Genomic DNA, 14,486 nt, shown 5'->3' on the forward strand with positions numbered 1-14,486 from the left:
ATTACTACAAAATGATTAACACTTGTAGCACTTCTATCACTTTTATTATTTTTTTGGAAATGTTTTATATGTATTGTTGCATAGGTGAAAAGATGAGATAATATACTCAACAAACATGAATTTGTATGTTTATTATCAGTTATAGATATATTTATTAAATAATGGAGGAGAAAAGTATGCCATATAATTCTAAGGGAGATTTATATAAAAGAGAAATAGTTAAGAAATTACAAGACAAGGGGTGTGATGTAAAAAACGTAAATGCACTAAATAAGATTATGGAAAAAATGGGATTGCTAATTCATTATGGTAATGGTTGGGCTACTACTGATAAAGGAGCTAAATTTTCAATGTGGCATAAAGGAGTATTTAATTCTGATGCATGGCATCCTGATCTTATTAATGAGATTATTAAGTATTTGAATAATAAATAACATACATTGAAATAAATTATGATTTTGTGAGGTTGATTAAATGAGTAATTATACAATAAGTGGCATTAATGATAAATTGAAACTCCCTTTTGAACTTTTTAGTATTGACATAATAGTGAGCAGATTGGAAAAGTTAAAAGGAGCAGATAATAATCCTATCAGTAATTTTTATCAATTAGATGAAGCAACAAGATCAAAAATTCGGAAACATACTTATCAAGAAAATGCTCGTTTTTTTGCTTATATTAAATTTTGTAATGTTAATGGTGATAAATATGGGCTTGTTGGAGGAAAAACAAATTATACCTCCCCAGATTTAGATTTCAGCAAGAATTATGAAAATTCTTCGACATCTTTTGCAAGGAAGTATTTAAGTAATAATAACTTAGATTGGGACAAAACCGTTATTATTATTGAACACATTCCTACACATGATAAAGAAAGTGATGATGAAATGGCATTATTTATAGAATGTTTTTTACAACGAGAATTTAATTTATTTGAAAGTTAATCATTATATAAATTAAAATTAGTTGAAGCCACAAATCTCATTTTGTCGCTAAATATAAATTATTGATAGAGTCAATAACTAACAAAGTTGGCTCTTTTTTTATGTCGGAAGGAATAAATACTATGAATACATAACAACTAAAACAATAATTAAATGAAAAACTACAAAAGAAATATGATGATTTTATTGAAAGATTGAAGGCATTACCACCGGAAAAAATTATTGATAGTTCTTACGAAAAGGTGTTTAAAGAAGAATTTATGACAACTGTTAAAAATGAAAATTTATCAAGAACGGATATAAATACACACTACTTAAAATGGATTCCCCTCTTGATACTTTGTATTGAGAATGATTAAAAAATGATCTCAGTTATATCCCTTTAATAGAAAATACTGTTGATGATCATACAAAAGAAGTGGTAAAACTACAAAAAGAGATTCATTTGAGCGTTAATTATTATTAAATTATTAGGAAAGATGATAACAATTTGTTTTTCTTTTTTATTTGGTTGGTAAAAAAGAAAGGTTTTTTTATTGAAGAGCATACGAAAAGTTTTAAAAGAAATACAAAAATTAGAGAAAGAAAAAGGAATAAAGGTATCAATGGTTACTTCAATCCACCTAGTGAAAATGCAAAAAAATACTATGTCTCGTAGTGTAGCAAGCACTGACTTTTGCCGGCAAACCAAAAGTCGCTTGTTAGGACACAGTCCTAAGACCTACGAGAATAGTAGAAATTTATTCTACTTTTGGAATATGTATTGTAGACAATAAAGAAACATGAGATAATTATATTAATAATAAATTAACTTGGAGGTTGTTAGAACAATATGAGTAAGATAGATAGAGTTTTATTATCATGTGAAAAAGTAATAGATGGTATTGAAGACGAAACGATTACAACTGAATCTGCTTTACTTCAATGTTTGAAGATTGCAAGATTGCTAAATGATGAGGAATCGATAATATGGCTGCAATATGAATATGGAGGGTACCCTAGAAATGAAGAGGGTTATGTTTTATCAAATGCTTGGAATTTAGCATATAATAAAGGAAGAGGATTTATACAGGACGGAAAACAATGTATTTTTATAGAGTTGGCTTCAGAGTTAGAGGAAAAAATTTTAGTGCTCCAAAAAGCGGTTGGTAATTTTACAACTAATGGTGCATCGGTAGATGGTCAATATGCTTTGTCTGCAATGAATCGATTAACAGAACAAGTTCACAATTCAACTAACAAAATAGTTAATAGTATTACATTAGCTCAAAAGCGACTAGCTTCATTGAAAGCACAGTATTATGAGTATGCTCTTAAAAAACAAATTGAATTAACTTTTGGGAATATTGCAACTGATATATTTTCTAAATATAGGGAAAAAGTAGATAATGCATTTTCAAATTTATCAAAAGAAACATTATTGAAATTACAAGCAATTGAAGGAAAATTAAATACAGAAAATCCGGAATTATATTCGCAGGCTTTAACTACTTGTCGAAGATTATTTGAAAGCATAGCAGTAGAATTATTTAATAAGTATTTTCCTGATTATAAGGAAAAAATATATGTAACAAAATCAGGAAAAGAAATTGATGTAAGTGGAGATCATTACAAAAATAAACTTTCAGCAGTAATAGAAATATTAGAGGATAAATCGTCTACGAAGACATTAATTGGAAGTGATATAGTATATCTTCTTGATTGGATTAGTAACTTAATTGATTTACAATGCAAAGGCGTTCATTCAAATATAACAAGAGAGCATGCAGAAAGGTGCATTCTTCAAACTTATATGTGTTTAGGTGATATATTAAATATGCAAAATGATGCTCATTAAAATTATTTTAGTGTATTTACAATTATTAATAGAAAGGATTATGTGATTAGCATGAATAACAAAAAATATGATTGGATAGATTTTTATAAAGAGTTTGTTGAAAAACTTTTAGAATATAGGTATAGACCTAAAGAACTAATAGAAATTGTTAAGTCTGTATATAATGATACAGGGATTTCTATGCCAAAGTTAGATCGTAATAATAACTTAGTTGATATTGACCCTTTAACAGTAATGGGAACATTTAATAAAAAAATGAAAGATTCTAACCGCATTGCATTGTGTTCTGCATATGCAAGGAGATTAGATATATCTGCATCTGTTCCAAGCAACTTTGATAGTCTTCCTGTGCTTAATCCATTAAATTCAACCTTTTACCCATTTATTGAGGAACGTGGAGAAGATGATATTAGTGATTTGTGGAAGTTTTTTGAATATGCTATTAAATATGCTAAAAATCTGAAAAGAGAAGATAGAGATGAGTTAGAATTCTATTTTGATAAAGTTGTAAATATTAAATACAATGGTAATAGTAAAATTACAATGGCACTTTATTGGATTGCTCCGGAATCTTATATAAATTTAGATAGCAGAAATAGATGGTATATATATGAATCAGGAAAAATTCCAAGTGATGTAGTTGAAAATTTACCAGAAGTTGAATCAAAAATGTTAGCAAATGTTTATTTTGAGATTTTAGACAAACTACAATCTTATCTTAAAAGTGGTAGAAGTAAGTTGAAAAATTTTAATCAATTATCTTTCGAAGCATGGCAATATTCAGATGAAGTAAATAAATTAATAAGAGAAGAACAAGCAGTATATAAAACTACTGACAAAGGTGACGGTTTAGCAGATGAGGATGTAGATACGAATAGATATTGGATATATTCTGCTGGACCAAATTCGAACTTTTGGTCTGAATATTACGAAGCAGGAATTATGGCTATTGGATGGGGAGGAATTGGTGATTGCACCAACTTGTCAAAAAATGAAATTAAACAAATGATGAAAAAAACTTACAATCCAGAATTATCATATAGAAATGCAGCACACGCAGTTTGGCAATTTGCCCACGAAATGAAAATAGGAGATATTGTTATTGTAAAAAAAGGTTTTCATAAAATTGTGGGTAGGGGAATTGTCACTTCAGATTATATGTTTGATGAATCTATTGAAGATGATTATAAGAATACACGCTTGGTTAATTGGACTGACATTGGAGAATGGGAAACTGAAGGACAACAAGTTGTAAAGGTATTGACTGATATTACTCCATATACTGACTATGTAAAACAGCTAAATGCAATGTTTGAAGATGAGGATGTTATTGAAGATGAGAAAGAAATTATTTATCCTAAATATAGTGAAATAGATTTTTTAAATGAAGTATTTATGGATGAACAACAATATAAAACCATTAAGGGATTACTTTATAAAAAGAAAAATATAATTCTTCAAGGTGCACCTGGTGTAGGGAAAACATTTACGGCTAAAAGACTTGCTTATTCACTTATGGGAGTAAAAGATCAATCTAGAGTTATGGTTATACAGTTTCATCAAAGCTATTCATATGAGGACTTTATAGAAGGATTTAGACCAACAACTAACGGAAATGGTTTTGAAATAAAGAAAGGAGCTTTTTATAATTTCTGTAAAATTGCTGAAACTGATAAAGAGAATGAATACTTCTTTATTATAGATGAAATTAATAGAGGAAATCTTAGTAAGATATTTGGGGAACTTTTTATGTTAATTGAAAATGATAAAAGGGGTAATTCCTTAAGTTTATTATATTCAGATGAAAAGTTTAATGTTCCTTCTAATGTTTATATTATAGGGATGATGAATACTGCTGATAGAGGGCTTGCACTATTAGACTATGCTTTAAGAAGACGTTTTGCATTTTATGAAATGGTTGCAGGATTTGATTCTACAAAATTCATTGAATATAAGGATAAGCTAAATGATAATAAATTTAATAACTTAATAGATACTGTAAAGGAATTAAATCAAGCGATTAAAAATGATGATTCATTAGGAGAAGGTTTTTGTATAGGTCATAGTTATTTCTGCAATTTAGACAAAGTAACTGAATTTGAATTAGAGAATATTGTTGAATATGAGTTGATCCCATTGTTAAAAGAATATTGGTTTGATGAAAAATCTAAAGTAAATACTTGGACGAGTAAATTAAGAGGTGCAATTAAGTGATTCCGGTTAAAAATGTTTATTATATGCTATCTTATGCTTTTAGAATCTTAAATGAAGATGGATATAAGCAAATTTCTACAGAGGAATTCGATAATATCTTAGAATTATGTGCTTCAATTCTTTCAAGAGGATTATCAATTTTGATTAAACGAGGATTACTTAAAGAGTATATTTCACAAAGTGAAGAAATAGGTTCGGTTAAAGGAAAAATTGAAGTTTCTGAATCAACGAAGAAAAGCACATTAATAAGAAATCGATTAATATGTACCTATGATAATTTTTCTGTTAATTCATATCCAAACCGTATTATTAAAACAACAATGAATACTTTATTAAAATCGGATTTATCTAATGAAAGAAAAAAAGAACTTCGAAAAATATATTTTTACTTTCAAGATGTTGATATATTGAATATTCATGATATTAACTGGAAAATTCAATATAATAAAAATAATCAAAATTATAGATTATTAATTTCTGTTTGTTATTTAGTCATTCATGGTTTATTGCAGACAAAATCAAGTGGATCATTTAAACTGATGGATTTTATTGATGAACAAAGAATGTCAAAACTATATGAGAAGTTCATTTTAGAGTATTATAGAAAAGAATTTTCAGAATTAGATGTATCATCATCACAGATACAATGGAATTTAGATGATGGATTTGATTTGATGCTGCCAGTAATGCAAAGTGATATAATGATTTCAAATAATGAAAAAACTTTAATTATAGATGCAAAATATTATTCACATAGTACACAATCTCAATTTGATGTTCACACAATACATTCTCATAATTTATATCAAATATTTACGTATGTGAAAAACAAAGATAAAAATAATACAGGTAATATATCTGGAATGTTGTTGTATGCGAAAACCGATGAAGATATTCAACCAAATAAAGATTATAAAATGAGCGGGAATCAAATATCAGTAAAAAATTTGGATTTGAATTGTGATTTTACTCAAATAAAAAAACAATTAAATGAATTTGTGAAGAATATGATGAAATGAAAGGAATGGTAACAATGGATGATATATTAATTTCAGATTTCTTAAATTTAGGTAATTTGTTAAGTGATAATGGTGTATTTGATGCTCTAATGAACAGAGATAGTCCGTTTTATATTAATATTTTAAGATTAAGAAACGCAAAAACTGAAGAATTTGTTAATTCGTATGATAATATAAATAATTATTTTTCGAATATAATGTTATTGCTACAGAATTCTAAAAATAAAAATGATATTTTTTATAGAAAAGCATTAAAGAAATTTGATTTTCCTGAAGTGAATGGAATTAACTTTGGATTTTCAAAATCAGATAAAGGAGCTGGATTTGGAAAGACACTTTCTGCTCAAGTAATAAGTGATGCGTTTGATATTGTCAAAGCTGGAGTTAAAGAACCTGAGATTTTTCAGCTAATAGGATTATTCGAAGAAAATATTGCGGGTGATCGTTTGAGCGATATGATAGCAACTCTTATACTATGTGATATTAAGAATTACACAAGAAGAATAAATATGCAATTAGAAATAACGGCAGAAAACTATCCTGATTTAGAGTTTAATGATGGTATTGTTGTGAACCCTTATAAGAATTGTGACTTATTGTATGTTCCAGAAGAGATATTGCATGAATTACCAATTGCAAGAGATTGGGATGATATTGATAGAGTGATTTTTGAAAATAATGTAATTCGTGAAGAAGTTAATGATACTATTAGTGAAAATTGGAAAAAAATGTCTTCAGGTGAGAAAAAATACTATTTAAAAGAACATTTTTTTAAAGATTTAGATCTATGTTCACGATTAATTAGTAATTATAAAGAAGAAGAAATTGGTGAATTTTCATATAGTTCAAATGTCGATTATTACTCGCTGAAAATATTTAAATCCATGAAAGAAAGTCAGATGTTTAATTTTTTATGCCATGTAAATAATGATGGAATAAAAAGTATGGATGTAGCAATGATTATACTTAATGTATTTAAAGATTGGATAGAAAATAATAAGGGGTGGGAATTAATTTTAAATGCACCTAGTTCAAAACGAGAAAAAACTGTACAAAAATTGCTTCATTTATCTGGAAAGAAAATTTGTGAGGATAACAATTTCGATTTCTCATTTGAAGCTAATGAAGGGCCTGGCCCTGTAGATGTCAAAATTAGTAGAGGAGCAATAGATAAAACATTAATTGAGGTGAAATTAAATTCAAATAAGGATTACATACATGGATATGAAGAACAATTAAAAAAATATGCTTTATCTGAAAATACGAATAATTGTATTTACTTATATATAAAAACTGAGAATCACCCACAAAGAGATGAAAAAATAATGAAAATTGCTAATGATGCAAAAAATCATTCATCATTTAAACCTTATTTATATGTGATAGATTCTCAAGAACAGTTGTCGGCGAGCAAAAGAGATAAGTGCTAATGTTATAAGATAAAATGTAGCAAGCCCCTTAATTAGGACTTGCTATCATAACTATTGATAAATGAGGTCGTTCAATACAATTTCTTCTGCAATTTTATTAATCATATTCATTTGTTTTACCCAAAGCATTTGATTGGATTGCTTTAATTGTTCAGTTATATTGTATTGTAGAATAAGTTGTTTAATGAGATGGTCATACATTAGATTTGCTTGTGAATCAATATCTTGAAGATATTCATTTAATTGATTTTTAAGCAATAGGGAAGTGTATAGTCCTTGTTCATTTTGTTTTAGATAATTAAGTTTTGCTCTACCCCATTTTGATAAATAAGGTTGTTCGTTTGCTTGTAGATTTGGATAGTAATAATCTCCAACTTTTGAGTATGTAATTTTCTTCATATTGTTAGTTCCTTTCTATATTGGGAGGTGAATCAGTGCTTCTAAAATGCTTCTATTTATTTTGAAAACATAGTGGAATGAGTGAAATGAATAAAATATGATAAATAAAATGAAGAAAAGATAATGAAACAACTAGGAAATTAAACTTCGATGTTGAGTGGGAATAAGAAAATGAATCAAAAGGGACTGTAACGAATCGTCATGAAAATTGGGCTACAGAACGTTACAGCTCTTTTTTTCGTGTGTTTGCAGAGGTATTCATAAGATTCATGTTTCATCTCAGTGCTATCACATATTCTAATGATTATCGTGTACATAAAAACTATTCCACTGATTATGTGATAAAATTGCCTTCTGCTCACGCCTTTGGTAATTCTTCTTCTTTTTTACGCTGCTTGTGTTTATGGTATTTTCTGATATTATATCTGATTGCTGCCAGATATATCTCCTCTTTTACACCGATTTCTCCTCTTCGGCGTAATCTTGTATATCCATAGTCCTGTTTCAGATTCGCAAACACTTCCTCTGCCTGGATGCTTCTCTGCATCATAATCTTCTTTCCTTCCTCGCTTTCGAGATTCTTGCGCACCTCTTTATGATATTTTTCCATATCCCGGCTTCTGTTCAGCGTCCTGCCTTTCCTGGCTTTTGTGCATCTCGATCTCAAAGGGCAGTCTCCGCAATGCTCATTCACATATTTCTGATTTGTCTTTGGATACATACTTCTATGATCCAGCCTTGATGATACCAGCGTAAAAGCATGCCCTGCCGGACAGATGATCTCACCATTCTCATTCTCTTTCATTTGAAAGTATTTGAACTGATTCTTTTTCGTTTTCTTCTCTTTTTCCTTCTCATATCCAGGATATTTCAAATACTGCTCAATATGGTGGATACTGTTATAACCGTAATTATTATAGCAGCCATATCCAGCATCTGCTCTGATATAGATATGCCGGATAAATTCGCTGCTTACTCCCATCTGCACATTATATCCCGGTTTGAATACACCGGTATTGTTATAATAATCATATTTCATATGCATAAATGTTGCATCTGAATCTGCCTTAGAGAAACTGTTGCGTTCTGCAAGTATATCTATATGAAGCGTATATTTATACATCTTCAGTGCATATTCCTTTAATTCATCATAGTATCTCTGGATTTTATGCTTTCTTTGCCCCTTACCATGTTTGAACTCTATCCCGTGTCCATTCATGTATCGTTCGATCCAATCACAGACATCCAACAGATAATCAAGTCTGATTCCATGATAGACTGAAAAAATCATTGATAATTTAAGGTCCATTTTTAATATAACGGTTTAGACTCTTAATGCATTTCATTGTCTATTCCCAGCATCTGGCTCAATATTTCGTTGTAGCCTTCTTCCACACAAAGGTCATTTCGTTTGCATCCGCTTCAAATTTAGTGCCATCAAGATACAAACCAGATGTATTTCATTTAAAAACACTTTTTAAATTTGAAAAAAATCTTTTCAAATACAAAGAAAAGTGTTTTTTTATTATGCTGAAAGAAGTGTTTTCGATAGGATAGTAATTTAATATATATTTTTAATAAATATTCGTTATTGTATATAAAAAAGGATTTAACAAGATAATCAGAAATGAAATATAAATTTATTTCAAATAATTATTTGACAAACTATATTTGCAGTGATAAGATATCACTGACGAGAAATATAACAATATTGCAAAAAAGTTTTGAAAGGAGAAAGTGTTTTGGAAAAAAGAAAAATGCGTGAGTTTGTTAATTTTTTACCAGGTATTAACCCGACACGTGCTGAGAAGCAGTTTGGTACTAAAGAAATCGATTATTATGATCAAGCCGCTTTTGAAAGAGACTACAATCATGAAGAAGGGTTTATGGAGAATAATCCATTTGCATCTTTTGAAGAAGGCATCTCTCTTTCTGCTGGGGATGTTATAATTAGTAATTCTATGCAATTAGCTACAATTGTTGGGAATAGTAACGCTGGAAAGGTACCTTCATTGAATTTTACTAAAGTTGAGTTTACAAATAGCGAAATAGACAAAAGGTATTTTATTTATTTATTTAATGCTTATTCAGGAGTTAAAAGACAAAAAGAGAGAGAGTTACAAGGGACTGGACTAATTATGAGAATTCCTATAAAAGCCTTAAATGAACTTGTCATTCCAATTATCTCTATGGAAGAGCAACAGAAGATTGGTAAGGCTTATAACGAGATGTTGAAACTGCAAAGCAAGTTAACAAAGTATACAGAACTCATAGAAAAATTTGTGGGTACGGTTCTTGAAGAAAATTTAAAGGAGAGGTGATCGTATGAGCGACTATAAGAGTGTATCAGAATTGGCTTTTGAAAAAGAAGTCATCAATTATCTTACAACAATTGGTGGAGTAAAGCAGTGGGAGTATATGGATAATATCAAAACAACAGATCAATTGTGGGATAATTTTAAAGTTATCTTAGAACAGAATAATCGAGCTAGAATGGATGAATCACTAACGACAACTGAGTTTAATCAGGTCAAAAAAATTATTTCAAATATTGATTCACCATACCATGCTGGACAGTTTCTATATGGAGTGAATGGTGTTTCTGAAATTGAAGTAGATCTTGACAATGGTAAACACGTATTCTTGACTGTATTTGATCAGGCACAAGTAGGTGGAGGAAATACGGTTTACCAAGTTGTGAATCAAATTGAACGTCCTAAAGTAGTCGATGGTAAACCAAATCGCCGATTTGATGTAACACTTTTGATAAATGGTCTTCCAATTATTCAAATCGAGTTGAAGAAAGCGTTGCATACAACTACAGAATCATTAAACCAGATGGAACAATATATTGCTGAAAAACAATACAGCGGGATATTCTCAACTTTACAAATTTTAATTGCTATGACACCACATGATATTCGTTATATGGCAAATACTGAGATTGGAAATTTTAATCGCGCTTTTGCATTCAACTGGCAAAACGAGGATGATGCCAAACCTGTGCGCTCATGGAAAACATTTGCAGATAAAGTTCTCTCAATACCAATGGCTCATGACATGGCTACACGCTATATGATTCTTGATGGAACTAAAAATAAAGAAAGTATCAAAGTTATGCGTCCATATCAAGTGTACGCAACTAAACGTTTAATTGATAAAGTTAGAAAGTTTGACTTTAAATATGATAGTGGGAAACTAGGATATATTTGGCATACAACTGGTAGTGGAAAAACCATAACCAGTTTTAAAACCGCATGGCTTGCCAGCCGATTGTCTAATGTAGATAAAGTTGTTTTCTTGGTTGATCGTATTGCCCTTACAAATCAAACAGCAGATGCTTATCAGGCATACGACCCTGTTGCAGGTTTTGAAGGAAAAAGTGGCGTAGTGAATGATACTGCAAACATTTCAGATTTACACAGCAAATTAACGAAAAAAAGCGATAAAAATATTATAGTAACAAGCATTCAGAAGATGTCACGTTATGTTTCACATGCTAGTTTTAAACCTTTGAATGAAAATATTCTTTTCATTGTAGATGAGGCTCATCGCTCAACAGGAGATGGTGCTGAAAATGAAGGCATGCTTCAAAGTATTCGTAAGGCAATACCAAATTGTGGATGGGTAGGCTATACAGGAACACCTAAATTTCCAGAAACTCGTGAAATATTTGGTGATATTCTGCATGCATATACCATTAAAGAAGCAATTGCTGATAAGAATGTCCTTGGGTTTAATGTGGAATTCAAAGAAACTATCGAAGCACCAGAAAGTTCCTCAGAAGAGGATATTGATGATAATATAAAGGCAAGTGTTTATGATACAAGTCCAGAACATGTTGAACTAGTAGTGAAAGATATTTTCGAAAACTGGAAAAAACGCTCGAATAATGGAAAGTATAATGCTTTATTTACGGTACATGTTGGAGGCAATAAACCATCAACTCCTCGAGCGATGGAATATTTTGATAAATTTTCTGAAGTTAATGCGACAAAGTCTGACAATGATAAATTGAAGGTAGCAGTAAGTTTTTCTGCAGATACAACAAACAGCACTCGTCAACTGAAAACTAATGAAAATTTACATCGTGCTATCAAAGCATATAATGGATTATTTGGCACGCATTACGATATGACTTCGGTAAAAGCGTATACGGAAGATTTAGCACGCAGATTAAACAAAACAGCAGATGATGGGAAATTTCTTGATTTGGTGATTGTTGTAGATCAATTTTTAACAGGATTTGATGCACCTGAATTAAATACACTTTATATTGACCGTACTTTAAAAGGCGGAAATCTTATCCAAGCCTATTCTCGAACTAACCGTATGCAAAACTTAATTGATAAACCTTGGGGGAATGTGATCAATTATCGATGGCCTATTCAAAATGAACTTGAAATGAATAAAGCTTTTTATGTATATTCAAATCGAGATTCTGCTAATGAACAAATAAGTCTTGAACTGGATGAACTTAAAGAAGATAACAAGAACGCAGGTATTATTTCAAAGCCATTTAGTGAAGTCCAAGGTGAATTACAAAAAGTGGTTAGAGAACTTTCTAAACTAACAAATAACTTTATACAATTACCACCCAGCGAAAATGCACAAGATGAAGTTTTTGAAAACTTGAAAGAATACAATCGCTTGCTTAGTCAGTTAAAACAATATACTGAAGATGATGATAAGAATCCTGTTTCAGCATATGATGACCCAAAAGATTTCTACAAACGCATTGGTATTACAGAAGAAGAGGAAGTTATTTTAACTACCGTGATTGCTGGTGAACTGAAAGAAAGATTCGCAAAACGAGACGATATTGATATATATCAAGTAAATCTTTCGATGATTCATATCCATGACGTTACTATCAATTATGATTACTTGATTGATTTGATTGCTCAAATGGCTGATGAAGTTCATGCTCATGAAATGATGAAGGCTGAAAAAACAAGAGATGATATATATATTGAAATTGCTAAATCAGATAATGATAAAGAAAAATATAAAGTGCGAAATTTCGTATCTAGGATTTTTAATGGCCAATTTAAATTTGATCGTTATCCAGCGCCACGTGATGTTGAAATGATGAATAAAGCAATAGATAAAGATCAAAAAGATACGAATACACAATTACTAACTAATTTTGTACGAAAATGGGGATTGGATAATAGCGTTAAACCAAAAGATCTTGAAACCTTAATAAATAAACACCGTCCTGGTCAAGAAGATATGGACAAGCAAAATGAGTTAACACATATCATGAATGATGCAAGATCATATTATAAAGAAATTGCTTCAGCTGAAGTTTCACAGTTATCTTGGGTAAAATATCGTATTGAATTCCGTAGAGCTTTCTATGCTCTTGCTGACGAAATTAAAAAGGGAGAATAAAATGAGTGAACTAATAACAAAAGTACCTGCAATAAGGTTCAAAGGATTTACCGACCCTTGGGAGCAGCGTAAGATAGGAACAATAACAGAATCTTTCTCTGGTGGAACGCCAACCGCAGGAAAATCTGAATACTATGGTGGTGAAATCCCTTTCATTCGTTCAGGTGAAATTTCATCAGACTCAACCGAACTTTTTATCACAGATGCTGGGCTGAATAACTCGTCTGCAAAAATGGTTGAGCTTGGTGATATTCTTTATGCCCTTTATGGTGCTACAAGTGGCGAGGTGAGCATTTCAAGGATTAATGGGGCAATTAATCAAGCTATTCTTGCTCTCCGACCAATTCAAGGTGACGATTCCTACATGATTGTTCAGTGGTTAAAGAAGCAAAAAGAAACAATCATTTCAACTTACCTTCAAGGCGGCCAAGGAAATTTGTCTAGCTCAATCGTCAAAGAACTGCTGATAACTTTGCCAAAAGATAAAGATGAACAAGTAAAAGTGGGGTCATTCTTCAAGCAGATTGACCAAATCATGACCCTTCAACAGCGTGAGTTAGATTTGATGAAAAAGCAAAAACAAACCTTGCTTTCAAAAATGTTCCCAAAAACTGGTGAACAATTTCCAAAAATTCGATTTAAAGGTTTTACTGATCCTTGGGAACAGCGTAAGTTGGGAGAGTTTGGTAAAACTTTCACAGGTCTATCAGGAAAAACTAAAGATGATTTTGGACATGGTGATGCAAAATTTGTAACTTATATGAATGTATTTCAAAATGCTGTTGCAAGTATTGATCAACTTGATTCTATTGAGATTGATTCAAAGCAAAACGAAGTAAAAAAAGGAGATGTTTTTTTTACAACATCATCAGAAACCCCTGAAGAAGTTGGGATGTCGTCTGTATGGAAATACGACTGTAACAACGTTTATCTAAATAGTTTTACATTTGGCTATCGTCCGAATATAAATCTTGATTTAGATTATCTCGCTTTCATGCTTCGCTCGGTAGGAGTAAGAAATAAAATTATCTTTTTAGCACAAGGGATTTCAAGGTATAATATCTCAAAAACAAAAATGATGGATATTGAAGTTCCTATTCCAAGGTACGAAGAACAACTGAAGATTGGTAAGTTCCTTGCTAACATAGAAAAGACCATCACCCTTCAACAGCGAAAGCTAGATCAGATGAAAATAATGAAAAAATCGCTACTTAAAGCAATGTTTGTATAAAAATAAAAGGAGAA

Annotated in this window: 12 protein-coding genes and 1 pseudogene; 10 read left to right on the forward strand and 3 right to left on the reverse strand. The window is 30.6% G+C overall.

Annotation, left to right across the window (positions count from 1 at the left end; all coding sequences use genetic code 11):
* Positions 1-176 precede the first annotated feature (176 nt).
* The 7 genes from G4D54_08730 to G4D54_08760 all read left to right on the forward strand — a co-directional run bounded on the left by G4D54_08730 (position 177) and on the right by G4D54_08760 (position 7,445).
* On the forward strand, positions 177-434 hold the full coding sequence (locus tag G4D54_08730) for a hypothetical protein (GenBank protein ID QJA02501.1): 258 nt from the start codon (positions 177-179) through the stop codon (positions 432-434).
* Between the two features lie 40 nt (positions 435-474).
* Positions 475-945 carry a hypothetical protein gene (locus G4D54_08735; protein ID QJA02502.1) on the forward strand — a complete coding sequence of 157 codons (471 nt, stop codon included), beginning with the start codon at positions 475-477 and terminating at the stop codon, positions 943-945.
* A gap of 194 nt (positions 946-1,139) precedes the next feature.
* Positions 1,140-1,304, forward strand: a complete 165-nt coding sequence (locus tag G4D54_08740) for a hypothetical protein (GenBank protein QJA02503.1) — start codon at positions 1,140-1,142, stop codon at positions 1,302-1,304.
* A 473-nt stretch (positions 1,305-1,777) separates the two neighbouring features.
* Entirely contained in the window at positions 1,778-2,782 is a 1,005-nt protein-coding gene (locus G4D54_08745; GenBank protein ID QJA02504.1) for a hypothetical protein, read from the forward strand.
* Between the two features lie 51 nt (positions 2,783-2,833).
* Entirely contained in the window at positions 2,834-4,996 is a 2,163-nt protein-coding gene (locus tag G4D54_08750) for an AAA domain-containing protein (GenBank protein ID QJA02505.1), read from the forward strand.
* Entirely contained in the window at positions 4,993-6,015 is a 1,023-nt protein-coding gene (gene mcrC, locus G4D54_08755) for a 5-methylcytosine-specific restriction endonuclease system specificity protein McrC (GenBank protein QJA02506.1), read from the forward strand. The genes G4D54_08750 and mcrC overlap by 4 nt, the downstream gene beginning before the upstream one ends.
* Before the next feature lie 14 nt (positions 6,016-6,029).
* Positions 6,030-7,445, forward strand: coding sequence for a hypothetical protein (locus G4D54_08760; GenBank protein ID QJA02507.1), 1,416 nt, complete (start codon positions 6,030-6,032; stop codon positions 7,443-7,445).
* Between the two features lie 51 nt (positions 7,446-7,496).
* Here G4D54_08760 and G4D54_08765 read toward each other — a convergent pair whose 3' ends face one another.
* The 3 genes and pseudogenes from G4D54_08765 to G4D54_08775 form a co-directional block, all read right to left on the reverse strand.
* On the reverse strand, positions 7,497-7,844 hold the full coding sequence (locus G4D54_08765) for a TnpV protein (protein QJA02508.1): 348 nt from the start codon (positions 7,842-7,844) through the stop codon (positions 7,497-7,499).
* A gap of 358 nt (positions 7,845-8,202) precedes the next feature.
* Entirely contained in the window at positions 8,203-8,889 is a 687-nt protein-coding gene (locus G4D54_08770) for a transposase (protein QJA02509.1), read from the reverse strand.
* A gap of 253 nt (positions 8,890-9,142) precedes the next feature.
* Positions 9,143-9,304: pseudogene (locus G4D54_08775) on the reverse strand (transposase).
* A gap of 282 nt (positions 9,305-9,586) precedes the next feature.
* Between G4D54_08775 and G4D54_08780 the strand changes: the two are divergent.
* From G4D54_08780 to G4D54_08790, 3 genes are read left to right on the forward strand one after another with little or no spacing between them, the layout of a single operon-like run.
* Entirely contained in the window at positions 9,587-10,165 is a 579-nt protein-coding gene (locus G4D54_08780) for a restriction endonuclease subunit S (protein ID QJA02510.1), read from the forward strand.
* Positions 10,166-10,169: 4 nt separating this feature from the next.
* Positions 10,170-13,241 carry a type I restriction endonuclease subunit R gene (locus tag G4D54_08785; GenBank protein QJA02511.1) on the forward strand — a complete coding sequence of 1,024 codons (3,072 nt, stop codon included), beginning with the start codon at positions 10,170-10,172 and terminating at the stop codon, positions 13,239-13,241.
* A gap of 1 nt (position 13,242) precedes the next feature.
* The gene (locus G4D54_08790; protein ID QJA02512.1) at positions 13,243-14,472 is read left to right on the forward strand and encodes a restriction endonuclease subunit S; all 1,230 of its coding nucleotides are present in this window, start codon (positions 13,243-13,245) and stop codon (positions 14,470-14,472) included.
* The last annotated feature ends 14 nt before the right edge of the window (positions 14,473-14,486 follow it).

Source organism: [Clostridium] innocuum, from assembly GCA_012317185.1.
GTDB classification, from domain to species: Bacteria; Bacillota_I; Bacilli_A; order Erysipelotrichales; family Erysipelotrichaceae; genus Clostridium_AQ; species Clostridium_AQ innocuum.